Here is a 17,843-nt window from a genome sequence, read left to right on the forward strand (position 1 = left end):
AAGAAAGCACATGAAAAAAGCATATCGAGTATGTAAAAATTATGAATTTTCTTCCATCATTCGACACCATCAATTTGTGAAATCTTCTTCGTTTGTGTGTTATTTTTTAACCCGGAAAGAGGAACATGCACGTGTCGGGATCAGTGTAGGAAAAAAGATCGGAAAAGCGGTCTGCCGCAATCAAGTCAAGCGGCAGGTACGTTCGATGATCGATGAGGTATTTGATTTTGAAGAACCTTTTGATTTGATCATCATCGTCCGGCCTGTATATTTGAAAAAATCCTATGCAGAGAACCGCAGCGAATTGAAGAAGACGATCGCACGGATCCATCAAAAGACAAGAGGTAATGTATGAGACATTTTTTTCAGAAAAACGCAAAAATCTTATTCGTTTGTTTCTTGATTCTTTTCACGTGTACGGCATGTTCCAGTCCGAGAGCAAAAGACGGCAGAACGAAGGTCGATCAGATCATTGCCAGTGAAACGGTTCAAATCAAGAAGAGTGAAGTCAATACAACCGAAATCAGCAATCAGAAACTGAAAAAGAAGTATGCGAAGCTGGATGACAATGATATGATCACGATTCAGCCAACTTCATTCAGTGAGGCATTTGACAATGGTTGGTTCGAAGGACTGATCGTCTGGCCGCTGGCCCAGCTGATCAATAAAGTTTCTGCCAGTACCGATGCCGGTATCGGAATTCTTGTGGTCACGGTCCTGATCCAGCTGTTGGTTTTCGCCCTGACCGGTAAATCACAAATGGCCAGTCAGCGTATGCAGGAAATTCAGCCGGAGCTCCAGGCCATTCAAAATAAATACCGCGGCCGGACCGATGAAGCTTCACAGATGAAGATGTATCGTGAGACACAGGCGCTGTACCAAAAATATGATATCCATCCATTTGGTACGATATTGATCACTTTTATCCAGCTGCCGATCATGATGGGAATGTACTATGCGACCATTCGATCTTATAACGTGTTGGTCGGTTCTTTCATGGGCGTCAACTTATCGACGACACCGATGGAAGGAATTCAATCATTAAATGTCGCTATCATCGCTATTTATGTTTTGATGGTCGTTGCACAGTTGGTTTCATTCCGGCTGCCGACTTGGCTGAAAAAACGCCAGGAAGAGAAGGATCATGTCAAGAAGCATGAATATCGTCAGGAAAACAAAGAAAACAACATGCAGTCGAGCATGAATATGTACATGTATACGATGACGATCATGTTTGCGTTTATCTACCTGAACTGGCCGACCGCCATGTCCTTTTATTGGTGCGTAACGTCGTTGTTCCGTATCATTCAGAATATTATTTTGCATCATGCGATGAATAAAGTGAAGACCGCGTAGCAGGAGGCAATATGGAATTTGAAAAATATACCGGGAAAACCTTAGAAGAAGCAGTGCAGGCTGCTGCGGAAGCCAAAGGTGTACAGCCGGACGAAATTCATTATGAAATCACCGAAGAAAAAGCCGGCTTTTTAGGCATCGGCAAAACGGTGGAAATTTCTGCTTACTGTGAAAAAGATGTCCAGAAATTTATTGTTGATTATATTCAGCAGTACTTTGACAATGCTGAATTGGATGGGACCGTCAGCTTGAAAGATGATAATGGGTTCTACCGTGTCAGCGTCAATGTTTCAAACAATGCGGTATTAATTGGAAAAGGCGGACGTACGCTGCAGTTCTTCAACCGTTTGGTCAAGGCAGCAGCCAGTGCGCAGTTCAAGAAGCGTGTTGGTGTGCTGATCGATGTCAATGGCTATAAAAAAGACCGCTATAAAAAACTGTGCCGGTTAGCTGTTCTGCAGGCACGGGATGTCCAGCGTACGAAGATCGACGCATCGTTGGATCCGATGCCGGCCGATGAGCGCAAAGCCATCCATAATGCTTTGGCCGATATGAATCATATTACGACCAAATCGGAAGGCGAAGGCGACCGCCGTCACATTAATATTTTATATACACCTTCTAAAGAGGTTGACAAATAACGGGGAAACTCGTTATTTTTTTCGAGGTGAAACCAATGAAAGTAATCGTAGGCTTGGGAAATCCGGGCTTGAAATACCGGGATACAAGGCATAATACCGGATTTATGGTGATGGACCGGCTGGCTGAATTGTGTCATGTGTCTTTTGAACAGGAAAAATTTGAAGCCTATTTTGTGAAAACAAAAATAGAGGGTGAAGATGTCATCTTGATGAAACCGACTACTTATATGAACAACAGCGGATTTGCGGTCCGTCAAGTCTTGGACTTCTATAAACTGTCACCTGATCATTTATTGGTGATCTATGATGATATTGATTTAAGTGTCGGACGCATCCGGCTGCGCCAAAAAGGCAGTGCAGGCGGCCACAACGGCATCAAAAGCATTATTTCTTGTATTTTTACGGAACAATTCGATCGGATCCGTGTCGGCATCGGCCGAGATCCGCGGGTCCGCATCGTAGATTGGGTATTATCCCGTTTTCGTCCGGAAGAAAAAGAACCATTTGCGCAGGCAGTGGATCTAGCGGCTCAGGCAGCTTACTATTCTATTACCCATTCCTTTGTGCAGACGATGAATGAATACAACGGCAGGTGATACTTTGAATCCAGTGATTTATGAATCGTTGAAAGACAATGAGGCCGTCTGCGAAATCGAAACACAGGGTTCCCGTCTGGGCAACTTATATCCCATGGAAGAAGCACTGCTGCTGGCAGCGGCTTTCCAAGATCATCCGCAGACCTATATTGTCGTGAAAAAAAATCGTTATGAAGCGCAGCAATTATTCCAGCGGCTGGAGCCGCTGACGGAAGATGTGCTGCTTTTTGTCGTGGAAGAAAGCCTGCGCGTGCAGTCCATCGCGGCCAGTCCGGAAGACCGGATCGCAGCAGTCGATGCATTATCACAATGCATCCGGGATCCAAGACCGCGTATTCTGATCTGCAATACGGCTGCTTTTGTGCGCTTTCTGCCGGATCGTGATTTATTTGCTTCTTTATGTTTTGATTTCCATGTGGATATGGACTGTGACATGGAGCAGCTGAAGATGCAGCTGAATCAAGCCGGCTATGTGCGGATCAATTATGTGGATCGTCCAGGAACTTTCGCGGCCCGCGGCGGCATTGTCGATATCTATGCGGCAGATTATGAACATCCGATCCGGATCGAATTTTTTGATACCGTGATCGAATCCATCCGCTTTTTTGATGAAAATACCCAGCGTACGATCAAAGAAACAGAAAATGTGCAGATCGGACCTGCCGGAGATATTTTATTTACGGCTGAGCAGAAAAAAATCATCAAGGAAAAAGTACACGAACGTCTGCAGAAAGAAATTGTCAATATGGATCAATGGGACGCCGATGTGCTCAGCGATCATGTGGAAGCCGATCTATACGATATAGAAAACGATGCCGGGGATCCGCGTCTGTATGTTTATTATTCGTATGTAACAACGGCACAGCTGACCGATTATATTCACGGAACCGTGATTTATAGTTCTGAGGAATCGGTACAGAATGCTTATAAACATGTCAATGAAGAAAATGTTACCTTTCTTCAGGAATCAGTGCAGGATCATGTCCTGCTGCCAAAATATACCATGTTTCATTCCTTGCCGGCCGCCGATCTGAATTTCCATGAATTTCTGGACTATGAACATCCACTGTTATCGGATATTTATCCGATCGAAAAGGCCAATCAATCCATGGAACAGATCTTAGAACAGGAAACCAGTGAACAAGTTTATTTTGCGGTGGAAACGGAGAACCAGAAAAAAATTGAGCCATATCTGAACGAAGTTCCGTTTGTCTATAGGTTCATCGATGCACAGTTCTATGAAGGATTTCGTTACCGGAATTATGCAGTTTATACCGAGAAAGAATTATGGACCAGGAAGACGACATTCAAACGGTATAAAAAATCGTTCCGGGAAGGCAAAATGCTTGAGGCGGTCACGGATCTGCAGAAAGGGGACTATGTCGTACATGAACAATATGGAATTGGTCAGTACCTAGGCATCGTTACCCGCCGTATCAATAATCAGCCCATCGATTATCTGCATATTTTATATCGAAACGGCGATGATTTATATGTTCCGCTGTCCCAGTTTCAGTTGGTCCGTAAATATATTTCAAAAGAAGGAACTGGTGTACATTTAAGTAAATTGGGATCGGATCAGTGGAAAAAAAGCAAAGAAAAGGTCAATCAAAAAGTCGAAGAAATTGCTGCCCGTCTGGTCGATTTGTATGCGCTGCGCAGCGAAAATATTGGTTATGCGTATGGACCGGATGACGCCTTGCAGAAGGAATTCGAAGATGCTTTTGAATATGAACTGACACCGGATCAAGAACAGGCAACGGCAGAAATCAAGGCAGAAATGGAAAAGCCAAAACCGATGGATCATTTATTATGCGGCGATGTTGGCTTCGGCAAGACCGAGGTTGCCATGCGCTGTGCTTTTAAAGTCATCGAAAACGGCAAACAGGTAGCATTCCTATGCCCGACGACGATCTTATCGATGCAGCATTATCAGACCGTCAGCGAGCGTTTTAAAGAAACAGGCTGTAATATTGCGTTGGTCAATCGGTTTGTCAAGCCGGCAGAAGTCAAACAGATCCAAAAAGATCTGAAAGAGGGAAAGATCGATATGATCATCGGTACGCATAAATTATTAAACAAAGATTTCCAATACAAAGATCTTGGTTTTCTGATCGTTGACGAAGAACAGCGCTTCGGGGTCGAGCACAAAGAACGTATCAAGGAACTGAACCAAAGTATCGATGTTTTATCACTGAGTGCTACGCCGATCCCGCGGACGCTGCAGATGTCGCTGATCGGTGTACGAACGATTTCGCAGCTGAATACACCGCCGGCACAGCGTCATCCTATTCAAACTTATATCATCGAAAAACGCGGCAACGTGATCCGGGATATCATCGAACGGGAACTGGCACGAGGCGGTCAGGTCTTCTATCTATATAACCATATTTCCAATATTCATGCGGTCGCTAAAAATCTGCAGGAAGCCTTTCCGGATGTGAAAGTAGCCGTGGCACACGGGCAGATGGAACGGGATGACATTGAACAAACGATGCTGGAATTTCAGGAACAAAAGTATCAAATTCTGGTCTGCACGACTATCATCGAAACCGGGCTGGATATGGCCAACGCAAATACGATCATCATCGAAGATGCGGATCGTTTTGGATTAAGCCAGCTTTATCAGATCCGCGGCCGGGTCGGCCGCCGGGAACGAATCGGTTATTGTTACTTAATGATTCAGCCGCATAAAGAATTGACAGAACAGGCAAATAAGCGTATAAAATCTATCAAAGAATTTACACAGCTTGGTTCCGGTTATAAAATTGCGATGCGCGATTTGACCATCCGCGGTGCCGGGGATTTACTTGGTCCGCAGCAGGCTGGTTTTATCGATCAGGTCGGGCTGGATCTATATCTGGAAATGTTAGGGAATGCGATCGCACGACGACGCGGTGAAACAGTTGAAGAGAAGAAACCAGAAAAAACAGCACAGGTGACCATGAACGGTTATATCCCAAAGACATTTACCGACAGTGACGGAGACAAATTGACTTTGTATCAGGATATCCGCAAACTGGAAGATGAAAAACAGCTGCAGCAGTATGAAAAACGTATCAACGATTTATACGGCCGGATCCCGCCGCAAGTACAGAAATTATTTGAACGCCGGCGCATTGATTTGTTTGCGAACCGACCGGATATTGAAGCGGTCAAAGAAACCAATCATACGATCACGATCATCATGGATCCCGTATGGAGCGCGAAATGCAACGGAGTTGCTTTGTTTGAAGCCATGAACAAGATCAGCCGTAAAATTCAGCTGACTTTAAAAGACGGCCGGATCCGCTTGTATTGGACCAATCAAAAAGGCAGCTACGATCTATTGATGAAAGTGATTCAGGAAATGAACACCAATAAGGAGATATATGAGACTCGATAAATATTTAAAAACAGCACGGATCTTAAAACGCCGCGAAGCCGCAAAGGAACTGGCTCTGCAGGGGCGTATCCAAGTCAACGGCCGGATCGCCAAGCCGAGCACCGAAGTGGAAATCGGCGATGTGATCCGGGTACAATTCGGATACCGGATCCTGGAAATTCGCGTGCTGGATATCCAAAAACAAGTATCCAAACAGAATGCACAGTTGTTGTTTGAGATCATTAAGGAGGAACGGACCGATGCTTGATGTTGTCTGCGGGGCTTTGATCATAGACGGAAAAGTACTGATCGCCAAACGCAGTCACGGGGCATCGATCGGGAAATTTGAGTTTCCCGGCGGTAAAGTGGAACCGGGAGAAACGCGTAAGGAAGCACTGATCCGTGAGATGAAAGAAGAATGTCAGATCGATATTGAACAAGTGGAATTTCTGCAGGAAAGCGTCGACGAAAACCAAAATGTTCATCTGACTTGCTTTACCTGCACCGCGAAAGAAAAACCCACGAAACTTTTGGTCCACAGCGAATACATCTGGACAACACCGGATCATATTTACGATCATGATTTTTTTGAAACCGATCGCTCGTTAGTGGAGAAATTACAGGAGAGATGGTCATGTTTGAACGAACCAAAGAAACCAAAGTCTTAAGAGATCCGATCCACGGTTATATCCACATTCGGTATCGAGTTATCTGGAATTGTCTCAACAGCAGAGAATTTCAGCGTCTGCACCGGATCCATCAGCTGGGCGGTGATTTTCAGGTTTATCATGCAGCGGAACATTCTCGTTTCGGGCATAGTTTAGGGGTCTATGAGGTCTGCCGGCGGATGGTGACGGAAGTGGATTCCATTGCGGGGGCTTTGTCGGAAAGTGAAAAAATCGCCGTCATGGCCGCTGCGCTGCTCCACGATCTGGGGCACGGACCTTATTCGCATTTTTTTGAATCGATCCAGGATATTTCTCATGAAGAACGGACGATGCGGATCATTGCCGATCCGGCCTCGGAAGTCCATCAGGCTCTGACGGCAGAAGATGAAAAACTGCCGCAGGAAGTGATCCGCATCTTGAAACATGAACACCAGCGTCCGATCTTAAATCAGATGATTTCTTCTCAGCTGGATGCGGACCGGATGGATTATCTGCTGCGGGATGCATATGAAACAGGAACCAGCTACGGCACTTTTGATTTGGAGCGCGTGCTGCGGACACTGCGGATCTGCGATGATATGTTATGTGTGAAACAAAGCGGGATGCATTCGATCGAAGATTACATCATGGCGCGCTATCACATGTATTGGCAGGTATATCTGCATCCGGATGCGAAATCTTATGAAATGCTTCTGGCGACATTTTTTAAACGTTATATGGAAATCAACGAGCCGATCGAGGTATTCGAGCCGCTGCGGCATCCGCTGTCCAATGAGGAATTCTTCCTGATGGATGAATGCCGGATGATGTATGGATTCCAATGTGCACTGAACAGCAAAGATGCGATCCTGCGTGATTTTGCCGATCGGATATTGAATCGTCGATTGTTTGCGTGGATCGAAAATCCAAATGAAGACCAGATCCGCCAGCTGGAAGAACGTTTGAAAGATCGGCCGTACTATTTGATCGAAGAACCGGAACACAAGGGATCTTTCTTGCCGTATTCCGAGGAACGATCCAAAATTTGGATCCTGACCAATCGAAATGAATTAAAGCCGTTGTCCCAGTGCAGTGAGATCGTACGGGCGTTATTGAAAATGGAAGATGTGCCGGAAAAGCGGATTTTTTATCCGAAAGATATTGCAATTCATTAAATGTATGATATGATTCCTTCGCTATGTGTTATGAAGTTCGTTTGAAAGATATGGTCGGCCAGGCGGAGATCTTCACAGGTCCGGCCGTTGTACGTGAAATTCCCAACGGCATTGAAATTCAGTTTGAACAGGACGGGCACAAACATGTTTGGAAGATCTATGAAAAAGGACTTTTGATCCGCAGCCAGGCGGAAGTGGATGTTCATCTGACTTTCCGGGAAAATGCGGTCACACAGGGCCATATTGATACAGAATACGGCCGGATGGATCTGCAGATCCGGACGAAAAAATATCGAAAAAATGAAAACAGTATTGAAATTCAATATGAATTGATACAAAATGAGCAAAGACAATTCTTTCATTTTATCTTATACAAAAAGGAGAGTACCTATGGAATCCATTGAAATCGAATTGAAAAAAGCCATCCGGCAGGCGGTTCGGTCCGCATTTGATCTGGACTTGACGTTGGATCAGATCGTGATCGAAACGCCGAAACAGAAAAACCACGGAGACTTTTCCAGCAATGCGGCCATGCAGCTGACCCGTACGCTGCATCAGAACCCGCGTCAGATCGCGCAGGCGATCGTCGATCATTTGGATCTGCAGGCCGCTGCCATCGAATCGGTCGAAATTGCCGGTCCGGGATTCCTGAACTTTACATTATCGAAAGACCGCTTTTCGAAAGTGATCAGCGACATTCTTGAACAGCAGGAAAATTACGGTCAGCAGCCGTCCAACGGCCAAAAGGTCGATTTGGAATATGTCAGTGCCAATCCGACCGGTTCGCTGCATTTGGGTCATGCGCGCGGTGCGGCCTGGGGCGACAGCTGTGCCCGGATCATGAAAAAAGCAGGCTACGATGTAACGCGGGAATATTATGTGAATGATGCCGGCAATCAGATCACGAACCTGGCCTTGTCGCTGAATGCCCGCTATCGGGAAGCACACGGCATCGAGACCCCCATCGGCAAAGATGGATACTTGGGTCAGGATGTCAAGAAAAAAGGCTATGAGCTGGCAAAAGAATATCCAAATCAATACTTGGAACCGAATGAAGAAAACTTGAATTTCTTCCGGGATAAAGGTGTTGAATTCGAGCTGGATAAAATTAAAGTAGATTTAGATGCATTCCGGGTCCATTTCGATGTCTGGACCAGCGAACGGGCACTGCGTGATTCCGGTGCTGTAGAACGCTGTGTGCAGGTGTTAAAAGAAAAAGGATACACCTATGAGAAAGACGGCGCCTTGTGGTTCCGTTCAACGGATTTTGGCGATGACAAAGACCGCGTGCTGCGGAAACAAGATGGTTCATTGACCTATCTGGTACCAGATATTGCGTGTCATGACCACAAATATGAACGGAACTTTGATGAAATCATCGATTTCTTCGGTGCCGATCATCATGGCTATATCGCCCGTTTGAAAGCAACCATGCAGGCGCTGGGAAATGATCCGGACAAACTGCATGTCGATATTATTCAGATGGTTCGCCTGGTCTCCGGAGGCGAAGAGATGAAAATGTCGAAACGTCTAGGCAATGCGACGACGATCCGCGAATTATGTGAAAGCGTCGGCGTAGATGCTGCCCGTTATTTCTTTGTATCGCGTGCACTGGATTCGCACTTGGATTTTGATGTCGAATTAGCAAAGAAACAAAGCAACGATAATCCAGTCTACTATGCACAATATGCGCATGCACGCATGTGCTCGATCTTGAAACAGGCAGACGGCATTGATACAGCGGATACCTTTGACCGTCTGACGGATGAAAAAGAAATCGAGTTGATGAAAACGCTGCAGGAATTCAGCAAAGTCATTGTCGACAGCGCGAAGACGCGTCAGGTCCATAAGGTATGTCATTATATTCAAAACCTGGCTTCGAAATTCCATAGTTTCTACAATGCCTGCAAGGTCATTGACCGGGCAGATCCGGAATTGAGCAGCCAGCGGCTGGCTTTGGTGAAAGCAACGAAAATTGTTTTGGCAAATGCGTTACATTTGATTGGTGTGGAAGCAATTGAATCCATGTAATTATTTTGAAGGAGTAGAACTATGAGCAGTAAATCAATGATCGATGCGGCCTATGAAATTATGAGCCGCCAAAATAATAGTATGCCGTTCTTGGACTTATACAAAAAAGTCAGTGAAGAAATGGGATACAATGAGACTCAATTTGAGGATAACATCGCACAATGTTACACCGATTTGTCATTGGACAGCCGGTTCTTGAACTTGGAAGGAAACAATTGGGATCTGAAAAAACGCCATACGTATTCGGAGAGCGTCATGGACACCGATGCGATCGCTATCGATGAGGATGAAGACGACGAATAGGTGTTTTTTCGGGCTAATAGAGGAAAAATCTGCTGATTTGCAGATTTTTTTTCTATCGGTATGATAAACTATAAACATTGAAGGGAGAAAATTATGCTGAAAAGTGTAACCTATGTCCTGAAAGAAAACTTATCCAATTTATACCGGATCTATAGTATTTCCAAGTATGAATTGTTAGGGGATATGCGCGATTCGAAATTCGGCATCTTCTGGAATTTCGCTTCGCCGGCCATTCAGGTCTTTACGTATTGGCTGGTCTTTGGTATTGCCTGGGGCCGGAATGCGGTAACGTACCGCGGCATTACGGTTTCCTATCTGCCGTGGCTGGTGGTTGGTTTTGCGTGCTGGTGGTATATCCGGCCTTGTATCACAGAAGGCTGCAGCGCGGTTTTTTCGAAGACCAACGTCATTACGAAGATGAAATTTCCGGTGTCGGTCTTACCGGCAACCGTTTGTTTAAAAGAATTGTTCAATCACTGGATCATGATGATCATCACCATTGTGACATTGATGCTCTGCGGCTATTATCCCAATTGGAATTGGCTGTGGATCCTTTATTATATGTTCTGCGCCTTTATGCTGGCGGAAGCCATCGGTCTGGTGCTGTCGGTATTGACGATGTTATGGCGGGATGTTAAGAAATTCATCACTTCGATCATGCGGATGCTGATGTATTTTTCGCCGATCTTATGGACCTGCGAGTTTAAAAGCCATGTTCCGTTTCATTCTCTGCTGAATAAATTGGTCAAAGCCAATCCAGTCTATTATATTATCCAGGGATATCGTGATGCGGTATTCTACGGCCGCAGTGTGCTGAACCATCCAGTCATCACGCTGTATTTCTGGTGTCTGGTCTTGGTGATCTTCATTATTGGCTGTGCTTTGATGTATAAGTTCAAGAAGAAATTTATCGATATGATTTAGGAGGTCGTATGGCAAAGAAAGTAGATAGCGAATATGCGGTCATCTGTGATCATATCTCGAAGATTTATACCCTTCGAAATAAAGATAATCAGCACCGCACAGATAAAAAAGAATTCTATGCGCTGAAAGATGTTTCATTTAAGACGAAAAAAGGTGAGGTCGTCGGAATATTGGGAACCAACGGTTCGGGAAAATCGACGCTGTCTTTGCTGCTGTCGGGAATTTCCGAGATCAACGAAGGAACGATGCAGATCAACGGTGAACAGGCGTTGATTGCCATTCAGACCGGCCTGCAGATGCAGCTGACCGGTTTGGAAAATATCGATGCCAAAGGGGCCCTGATGGGTCTGCGGAAAAAACGCATCGAAGAGATCACCAACGATGTCATTGATTTTGCGGAATTGGGCGATTTCCTGTATCAGCCGGTCAAAAAGTATTCCAGCGGTATGAAATCCCGTTTGGGATTTTCCATTTCACTGGCATTAAATCCGGATATTTTTATTGTCGATGAAGCACTGTCGGTCGGCGATAAAGGATTTGCGAAAAAATGTATGGATCGAATGATGAAACTTCGGGATGAAGAAGGCAAGACGATCTTTTTCATTTCGCATTCTCTGCCGCAGGTTCGTGAGTTCTGCCGGACAGGCATGTGGATCGAAGGCGGCCGTCTGATCGAAATCGATGATATCGACAAAGTCTGCGATGATTATGCAGAATATGTCGATTTCATGAATGCGATGACGAAGAAACAGAAAAAAGAGTTTTTGGAAAAAAAGTTTGAAAAACGGTTAATTGAGCCTAAACCGAAGCACAGACTTTTTCATAGATGAGAGGTGTCAAGAATGAAAACTGTAATTACGTATGGAACTTATGATTTATTTCACATCGGCCATCTGAACTTGTTAAAACGGGCAAAAGCACTGGGCGATTATTTGATCGTGGCCGTCAGTACGGATCGTTTCAACTGGGAAGAAAAACATAAGAAGTGTCAGATTCCCGATAAGGACCGGATGGCGATCGTTGAAGCCATTCGTTATGTTGACAAGGTCATTCCGGAAGACAGCTGGGATCAGAAGATCAAAGATGTGCAGAAATACAATGTAGATGTTTTTGTCATGGGTGATGACTGGAAAGGCAAATTTGATTTCCTGAAAGATTATTGTGAAGTGGTTTATCTGCCGCGGACCGAGGGCATCAGTTCTACGCAGCTGAAAGAAGATCTGAAGAACAAGTAATATGAAACCGAAGATCAGTATTGTTATTCCGTATTCACAATATCCGAACTATTTAAAAGAATGTCTGACTTCACTGAATGAGAGCACTTATCAGGATGAAGAAGTCCTTTTAGTAACGGATCATGTGACCGAGGAATTACCGGCTTTGCGGGAAGGAATCAAAGTTATTGACAGTCATGGCAGCGGTGTCGCTGCCGCACGTAATACCGGCATCGAGGCGGCATCCGGCGAATATATCTATTTTATGGATGCAGATGACTATGTATTGAATAACACATTGGAAAAACTTTGGCAGGCTGCTGACGGGCAGGATCTGGTCTATGGTATTGTCAATAATACCTGGAACAATAAAGCCAATTTTTTAGAGAAAAAAGCGAAAAAAGAAGAAGAACAGGAAGACATCGAAGAAAAGGAAGAGCGCCGGCAGGAACGCATCGCACAATATCAGTCCACTCTGCCGGAAGATGCGAACCTGGAACAGGAAATGGCGATTTATTTCCTGCTGCGGAACCGAAAAGGCATCCGCAATTTTACTGTCTTAGGCAATTTATACAAGAAATCGTTCTTGGATCGATACAATATCCGTTTTTGTGAAGATTTCCGTTATTACAGCAATATGACCTTCATGTGCCCGGTATTGGAACATGTTGAAAGTGCTGTACAGGTGCAGGATGCGATCTATGTCAAACGGAAACACAATGATCCGATCAATTATCCAGCTCTGCGCCAGGAGGATAGCGATGACCGGTTTGAAGAACGTCTGAAGGCCGTTGCCTATACGCGTACGTTATTGAATCCGGAAGGCCATGTTCGTTATTTTCTGGATATGAAACTGATCCATTATTTTACGAACGTCATGACCAAGCGGATCCGCCGTTCGGAAGATGATAAATGGCGGAACGAGTATTTCAATATGTTGATTCCGTATGTGGAAGATACCCAGCCAGCTGTACTGGATGCATTGGGCCGTCAGAATACGCGTTTGGTCCGTGCCCTGCTGAAAGGGGATATCAACGGCGTTCAGAAAGCCATTCGCTGGAAGTTCGGGAAAAAGAAACTCAAAAGCATGCTCCATAACCGGAACACAGCGTATAAACTGGCCTATTATCACTCGTATCTGAAAAAAGATATCCAGCCGAAGGTCATTTTATTTGAAACCTTTATGGCCAAGAACTATTCGGACAGTCCAAAATATATTTTTGAATACATTGCGAAAAATTATCCGGAATATACTTGTGTCTGGGCAATCAATGACGGCTATAAGGTACCTTACGGTGCCAAGACCGTCCGTCGTTTTTCCTTCCAGTATGCTTATTATCTTGCGGTCGCAAAATACTTAGTATTTAATGTACGGCCGCCGCTGTGGTACCGCAAACGCGAAGGCCAGGTCTTCTTGGAAACCTGGCACGGCACGCCGCTGAAGCGTCTGGTGTTTGATCAGGCAGAAGTGACAAGTGCTTCTCCAAAATACAAGCAGCAGTTCTATAAACAGCGCCAGGACTGGGATTTTTTGGTCAGTGCCAATCCGTTCAGCACCAAGACCTTCCGTTCATGTTTCATGTATGAGGGAAGGATGCTGGAATACGGATATCCGCGCAACGATATTCTCTATGCGCCGAATAAGGAGGAAATTGCTGCAAGGATCCGAAAACAACTGAAGATCCCGGCAGATAAAAAGACCATCTTATATGCACCGACCTGGCGGGATGATGAAGTCATTGCCAAAGGACAGTATGGTTTCGAATTGGCATTGAATCTGGAAACGATGCGCCGGGAACTGTCCGATGATTATGTGATCCTGCTGCGGACGCATCATTATGTTGCCGAACACATTGATATTACAGGTTATGAAGATTTTGTATATAATGTCTGTGATTATGATGATATCAGTGAGCTGTATTTGATCAGCGACATCTGCATCACAGATTATTCCAGCGTCTTCTTTGATTATGCAAATTTAAAGCGGCCGATCTTGTTCTATGTCTATGATTTTGATAAATACAAGAATCAGCTGCGCGGATTCTATATCGATATGGAGACCGAAGTGCCGGGACCGCTGTTGTATACGACCGAAGAAGTGGCTGACGCTGTCAAGCACATTGATGAAATCAATGAGCAGTATCACGACCGATATGAAGAATTCTATAATCGGTTCTGCTGTTATGATGACGGCCATGCCAGCGAGCATGTAGCCAAAGCGCTGTTAGGAAAAGAGTAAGGAAGTAAAGCCATGGAAAGTAAAAAGACTTGGAAACAGAATATGATACGGCATGCGAAACGAATGGCCATTCGTTGTTTTAAAGTCGTCTATAAGGTGATGCTCAAGTGCGTGAAGACCGATGATCATACTGTCATCTTTATTGCGTTCCATGGCCGCGGTTATACGTGCAACCCGAAATATATTCATATCGAAATGCTTAAACAGCCGCGTTTTGATAACTACCATTTGGTTTGGGCGCTGAAAAACACCAAGACATCGATCGAACGCAGTCAGGTGATTCGGTACAATTCGTTGACGTATTTTTACTATATGTGCAAAGCCAAGTACTGGATCGTCAACTGCAAGCTGCCGGGCTATATTCAGAAAAAACCGGATCAGGTTTATCTGCAGACCTGGCACGGCACACCGCTGAAGCGTCTGGCCTATGATATTGTGGAGACCGAAAATCAGACGTTCTACCGCAGCGGCATGTCCCGAAAACAAATGACGGACACCTATGACAACGATGTAAAAAAATACAACTATATGATCGCGCCGAATCCGTTCAGTTTTGAAGTGTTCCAGACCGCGTTCCGCATCGAACCGGAGCGGCTGATCAAAACCGGTTATCCGCGGAACGATTTCCTGACCAATATCACAAAACAGGAAATCATTGACTTGAAACAAAAATACAATATTCCAGGCTATAAAAAAGTCATTTTGTATGCGCCGACTTGGCGGGACAATTCCTATAACACCCGCGGCTATACATTCGAACTGAAAGCGGACTTCCGCAAATGGAAACAGGTGCTGGGCGATGAATACATCGTCATTTTCAAGCCGCATTATTTGATCATCAACCGATTTGAAAACGATCCGACTTTGCAGGATTTCATCATCAACATCGATGCGAATGCCGATATTAATGATCTCTATGTCATCAGCGATGTGCTGGTCACCGATTATTCCAGCGTGTTCTTTGATTATGCGAACTTACGCAGGCCGATGTATTTCTACATGTTTGATTTAAAAGAATATGCCGATGAACTGCGCGGTTTCTATTTTGATATTTATGAAACCATGCCGGGAGATATCATCGAAGACGAAGATACACTGCTGGCCGACATCAAAGCCGGTAAATACGATTATGACCGGCTGGATCGATTCAATAAACAGTTCAATGTATGGCAGGACGGCAAAGCCAGTGAACGTGTCATTGATATTGTCTTCGGAAAGGAAGACTGATCATGGGACTGCAGAAGATCATCTTGTCGATCGCTTTACGGATCGTCGATCTGCTGACGTTCTATGTGCGGCCGCAGGAGGACCGGATCACTTTTGTCTCTTTGCAGGAAGAGAAGATGACCGGTGATTTTAAGCTGATTTATGATCTGCTGAAGCAGGAACAGAAATATGATATTCATCAGAATTTGATCTTGATGAAGACCAACAGCCTGAAGGCACAATGGAACTATTTTCTGAATTGTCTGCATCAGCTGGTGGAATATAAGAAATCCAAACTGGTGATCCTCAACGACAACAATTTTGTGATCAGTACGTATAAACCGAAACATTGTAAAGTGCTGCAGATCTGGCATGCATGCGGAGCGGTGAAAAAATTCGGTAACGAGATCAAACGCCGTTATCCGATCGCCAACTATGATTACGTGATCTGCAGTGCGCCCTATTGGAAAGCCGTATACAGCCGTTCGTTTGATGTACCGGAAGATCATGTCCTGGTGACGGGCATGCCGCGTACCGATCTTTTATACCGCACAAAAACGGATGAATTTTATCGCAAATATCCACAGTGTGCCGGAAAGAAATTGTGCCTGTACGCGCCGACCTTCCGCGGCAACTTTGTCGATGGAATGAAGGTCAATTCGTTTGATATTGCCAAAGTCCAGCAGGCTCTGCCGGACTGGATCATCTTGTATAAGTTTCATCCGCTGCTCGGCGATGTGCAGATCGACAGTCCGACCGCCATCAATGTCAACAATGAAGATCTGTATCAGCTGATGCAGGTCAGCGACTGTATGATTTCCGATTACAGTTCTGTGATTTTTGATTATTCCCTGCTGGATAAGCCGTGGTTTGCGTATGTTTCCGATTTAGAAGAATACAAACAGACGATCGGTCTGAACGTCGATTTCACGGAATTTCCAGGAATGGTATGCAAAAATGAAGCGGAAATCATCGATGCGCTAAGTGATCTGAAGTCTTTTGATCCGCAGAAAAACCAACAGTTCCGTAAAAAATACATGTTCTTTACAGACGGCCAAAATACCCAGCGGGTCGTATTCTGCATCGATCAGATCATGCAGGAGAAAATGCCGTATGTATGAGTTTGATGCGGTGATCAAGGGCGCGGACCGCGGCGGTGCTTATGTGATCTTCCCCTGGGATATCCGCCGGGAGTTCGGCAAAGGGCGCATCAAGGTGCATGCCGAATTTGAAGGCATTCCGTATGACGGCAGTATTGTCAATATGGGAGTAAAAAATGAAGACGGCACCATTTGTTATATTTTGGGGATCCGCAAAGCGATCCGGCAGACGCTTCATAAAGAGATCGGTGATCAAGTTCATGTAAAAGTAAAGATCAGGGAATGATTCCCTGATCTTTTTATAAAAAGGACCGCACTGCGATCCTATTCGATGACGGGCTGATTCTCGGTCCGTTTTAATTTTCCCATCTTTTCATCTAACTGTGCACAGAGATCGGCACAATCCAATAAATCCTGGCTGATTTCATCCAGACGGGACTGCGGCAGATCTTTTTTATAACGCAGTTTGTGTTCCAGGCTGGCCCACAGATCCATCGCAATGGTGCGGAACTGGACTTCAACTTTCATCCACTTCTTTTCATTTGCCAGGAAGATCGGCACTTCCACGATCAAATGCAGGCTCCGATAGCCGTTTGGTTTCGGGTTTTTAATGTAGTCTTTGCGCTCGACCAGACGGATGTCGTCCTGTTTGAGCAAGGTGCCCGCAAGCATATAAATATCGTCACTGAACGAACTGATGACCCGGATCCCGGCGATGTCAAAGATATTATTTTCCAAGGATTCCAGTGTGAACGGCAGATTCCGCTTTTTTAATTTATGATAAATACTGGATTGTGATTTGATGCGGCATTCGATGGATTCGATCGGATTCCGGTCATAAAACAAAGAAAACTGATCATCAAGCACTCTGAACTTGGTTTCTACTTCCCGCAGAGCGCAGCGATAATACGTCATTAATTGCCGATACGGCAGCGACTGCAGCTGATCGGCAATCTGATCATATTGGTCCATGATTTATTCCTCCAAAGTGACTATAACACACTTTTAGCTTGAATAAAACGACATAATAAATGTCATATTTACGAA

19 protein-coding genes are annotated in these 17,843 nt (G+C 44.9%); 18 read left to right on the forward strand and 1 reads right to left on the reverse strand.

From position 1 onward, the window contains the following. The first annotated feature begins 10 nt into the window (after positions 1-10). From rnpA to HNQ47_RS09480, 18 genes are all read left to right on the forward strand, one after another. Positions 11-355, forward strand: coding sequence for a ribonuclease P protein component (rnpA, locus tag HNQ47_RS09395; protein WP_183329146.1), 345 nt, complete (start codon positions 11-13; stop codon positions 353-355). Beyond that, the gene (locus HNQ47_RS09400; RefSeq protein ID WP_183329147.1) at positions 352-1,356 is read left to right on the forward strand and encodes a YidC/Oxa1 family membrane protein insertase; all 1,005 of its coding nucleotides are present in this window, start codon (positions 352-354) and stop codon (positions 1,354-1,356) included. The genes rnpA and HNQ47_RS09400 overlap by 4 nt, the downstream gene beginning before the upstream one ends. Before the next feature lie 11 nt (positions 1,357-1,367). Next, positions 1,368-1,997 carry a Jag family protein gene (locus HNQ47_RS09405; RefSeq protein ID WP_183329148.1) on the forward strand — a complete coding sequence of 210 codons (630 nt, stop codon included), beginning with the start codon at positions 1,368-1,370 and terminating at the stop codon, positions 1,995-1,997. A gap of 35 nt (positions 1,998-2,032) precedes the next feature. Further along, positions 2,033-2,593 carry an aminoacyl-tRNA hydrolase gene (pth, locus tag HNQ47_RS09410; RefSeq protein ID WP_183329149.1) on the forward strand — a complete coding sequence of 187 codons (561 nt, stop codon included), beginning with the start codon at positions 2,033-2,035 and terminating at the stop codon, positions 2,591-2,593. Then, positions 2,574-5,978 (forward strand): transcription-repair coupling factor, encoded by a 3,405-nt coding sequence (gene mfd, locus HNQ47_RS09415; protein WP_183329150.1) that lies wholly within the window; start codon positions 2,574-2,576, stop codon positions 5,976-5,978. The genes pth and mfd overlap by 20 nt, the downstream gene beginning before the upstream one ends. Beyond that, a complete protein-coding gene (locus tag HNQ47_RS09420; RefSeq protein WP_183329151.1) occupies positions 5,965-6,225 on the forward strand; it encodes an RNA-binding S4 domain-containing protein in 261 nt (86 codons plus the stop codon). Before mfd ends, HNQ47_RS09420 begins: the two co-directional genes overlap by 14 nt. Then, positions 6,218-6,625 (forward strand): (deoxy)nucleoside triphosphate pyrophosphohydrolase, encoded by a 408-nt coding sequence (locus HNQ47_RS09425; protein ID WP_183329152.1) that lies wholly within the window; start codon positions 6,218-6,220, stop codon positions 6,623-6,625. Before HNQ47_RS09420 ends, HNQ47_RS09425 begins: the two co-directional genes overlap by 8 nt. Further along, complete coding sequence (locus HNQ47_RS09430) at positions 6,592-7,779, forward strand: HD domain-containing protein (protein WP_183329153.1); 1,188 nt, start codon at positions 6,592-6,594, stop codon at positions 7,777-7,779. The genes HNQ47_RS09425 and HNQ47_RS09430 overlap by 34 nt, the downstream gene beginning before the upstream one ends. Positions 7,780-7,802: 23 nt before the next feature. Further along, positions 7,803-8,183, forward strand: coding sequence for a YwiB family protein (locus HNQ47_RS09435; protein WP_183329154.1), 381 nt, complete (start codon positions 7,803-7,805; stop codon positions 8,181-8,183). Further along, the gene (argS, locus tag HNQ47_RS09440) at positions 8,170-9,810 is read left to right on the forward strand and encodes an arginine--tRNA ligase (protein ID WP_183329155.1); all 1,641 of its coding nucleotides are present in this window, start codon (positions 8,170-8,172) and stop codon (positions 9,808-9,810) included. Before HNQ47_RS09435 ends, argS begins: the two co-directional genes overlap by 14 nt. A gap of 21 nt (positions 9,811-9,831) precedes the next feature. Further along, the gene (gene rpoE, locus HNQ47_RS09445) at positions 9,832-10,113 is read left to right on the forward strand and encodes a DNA-directed RNA polymerase subunit delta (RefSeq protein WP_183329156.1); all 282 of its coding nucleotides are present in this window, start codon (positions 9,832-9,834) and stop codon (positions 10,111-10,113) included. Between the two features lie 93 nt (positions 10,114-10,206). Beyond that, a complete protein-coding gene (locus HNQ47_RS09450; RefSeq protein WP_183329157.1) occupies positions 10,207-11,037 on the forward strand; it encodes an ABC transporter permease in 831 nt (276 codons plus the stop codon). Positions 11,038-11,045: 8 nt separating this feature from the next. Continuing rightward, positions 11,046-11,867, forward strand: a complete 822-nt coding sequence (locus HNQ47_RS09455; RefSeq protein ID WP_183329158.1) for an ABC transporter ATP-binding protein — start codon at positions 11,046-11,048, stop codon at positions 11,865-11,867. 12 nt (positions 11,868-11,879) lie between these two features. Next, positions 11,880-12,272 carry a glycerol-3-phosphate cytidylyltransferase gene (gene tagD, locus HNQ47_RS09460; protein WP_183329159.1) on the forward strand — a complete coding sequence of 131 codons (393 nt, stop codon included), beginning with the start codon at positions 11,880-11,882 and terminating at the stop codon, positions 12,270-12,272. Position 12,273: 1 nt separating this feature from the next. Beyond that, positions 12,274-14,490, forward strand: a complete 2,217-nt coding sequence (locus HNQ47_RS09465) for a bifunctional glycosyltransferase/CDP-glycerol:glycerophosphate glycerophosphotransferase (RefSeq protein ID WP_183329160.1) — start codon at positions 12,274-12,276, stop codon at positions 14,488-14,490. A 12-nt stretch (positions 14,491-14,502) separates the two neighbouring features. Continuing rightward, entirely contained in the window at positions 14,503-15,717 is a 1,215-nt protein-coding gene (locus HNQ47_RS09470) for a CDP-glycerol glycerophosphotransferase family protein (RefSeq protein ID WP_246346129.1), read from the forward strand. A gap of 2 nt (positions 15,718-15,719) precedes the next feature. Beyond that, positions 15,720-16,817 carry a CDP-glycerol glycerophosphotransferase family protein gene (locus tag HNQ47_RS09475; protein WP_183329161.1) on the forward strand — a complete coding sequence of 366 codons (1,098 nt, stop codon included), beginning with the start codon at positions 15,720-15,722 and terminating at the stop codon, positions 16,815-16,817. After that, positions 16,810-17,082, forward strand: a complete 273-nt coding sequence (locus HNQ47_RS09480) for a DUF1905 domain-containing protein (RefSeq protein WP_183329162.1) — start codon at positions 16,810-16,812, stop codon at positions 17,080-17,082. Before HNQ47_RS09475 ends, HNQ47_RS09480 begins: the two co-directional genes overlap by 8 nt. A gap of 38 nt (positions 17,083-17,120) precedes the next feature. Here HNQ47_RS09480 and HNQ47_RS09485 read toward each other — a convergent pair whose 3' ends face one another. Then, a complete protein-coding gene (locus HNQ47_RS09485) occupies positions 17,121-17,768 on the reverse strand; it encodes a GTP pyrophosphokinase (protein WP_183329163.1) in 648 nt (215 codons plus the stop codon). Positions 17,769-17,843 lie beyond the last annotated feature (75 nt).

It is taken from the genome of Catenisphaera adipataccumulans, assembly GCF_014202755.1.
GTDB lineage: Bacteria > Bacillota_I > Bacilli_A > Erysipelotrichales > Erysipelotrichaceae > Catenisphaera > Catenisphaera adipataccumulans.

Bases quoted from the DNA above. Each gene is read 5' to 3' on its own strand.
- HNQ47_RS09405 (WP_183329148.1), top strand. From the start codon at position 1,368: ATGGAATTTGAAAAATATACCGGGAAAACCTTAGAAGAAGCAGTGCAG.
- pth (WP_183329149.1), top strand. From the start codon at position 2,033: ATGAAAGTAATCGTAGGCTTGGGAAATCCGGGCTTGAAATACCGGGAT.
- tagD (WP_183329159.1), top strand. From the start codon at position 11,880: ATGAAAACTGTAATTACGTATGGAACTTATGATTTATTTCACATCGGC.
- HNQ47_RS09450 (WP_183329157.1), top strand. From the start codon at position 10,207: ATGCTGAAAAGTGTAACCTATGTCCTGAAAGAAAACTTATCCAATTTA.
- rnpA (WP_183329146.1), top strand. From the start codon at position 11: ATGAAAAAAGCATATCGAGTATGTAAAAATTATGAATTTTCTTCCATC.
- HNQ47_RS09455 (WP_183329158.1), top strand. From the start codon at position 11,046: ATGGCAAAGAAAGTAGATAGCGAATATGCGGTCATCTGTGATCATATC.
- HNQ47_RS09465 (WP_183329160.1), top strand. From the start codon at position 12,274: ATGAAACCGAAGATCAGTATTGTTATTCCGTATTCACAATATCCGAAC.
- HNQ47_RS09425 (WP_183329152.1), top strand. From the start codon at position 6,218: ATGCTTGATGTTGTCTGCGGGGCTTTGATCATAGACGGAAAAGTACTG.
- HNQ47_RS09475 (WP_183329161.1), top strand. From the start codon at position 15,720: ATGGGACTGCAGAAGATCATCTTGTCGATCGCTTTACGGATCGTCGAT.
- HNQ47_RS09435 (WP_183329154.1), top strand. From the start codon at position 7,803: ATGTGTTATGAAGTTCGTTTGAAAGATATGGTCGGCCAGGCGGAGATC.
- HNQ47_RS09480 (WP_183329162.1), top strand. From the start codon at position 16,810: ATGTATGAGTTTGATGCGGTGATCAAGGGCGCGGACCGCGGCGGTGCT.
- rpoE (WP_183329156.1), top strand. From the start codon at position 9,832: ATGAGCAGTAAATCAATGATCGATGCGGCCTATGAAATTATGAGCCGC.
- HNQ47_RS09485 (WP_183329163.1), bottom strand. From the start codon at position 17,768: ATGGACCAATATGATCAGATTGCCGATCAGCTGCAGTCGCTGCCGTAT.
- mfd (WP_183329150.1), top strand. From the start codon at position 2,574: ATGAATACAACGGCAGGTGATACTTTGAATCCAGTGATTTATGAATCG.
- HNQ47_RS09470 (WP_246346129.1), top strand. From the start codon at position 14,503: ATGGAAAGTAAAAAGACTTGGAAACAGAATATGATACGGCATGCGAAA.
- HNQ47_RS09430 (WP_183329153.1), top strand. From the start codon at position 6,592: ATGTTTGAACGAACCAAAGAAACCAAAGTCTTAAGAGATCCGATCCAC.
- HNQ47_RS09400 (WP_183329147.1), top strand. From the start codon at position 352: ATGAGACATTTTTTTCAGAAAAACGCAAAAATCTTATTCGTTTGTTTC.
- HNQ47_RS09420 (WP_183329151.1), top strand. From the start codon at position 5,965: ATGAGACTCGATAAATATTTAAAAACAGCACGGATCTTAAAACGCCGC.
- argS (WP_183329155.1), top strand. From the start codon at position 8,170: ATGGAATCCATTGAAATCGAATTGAAAAAAGCCATCCGGCAGGCGGTT.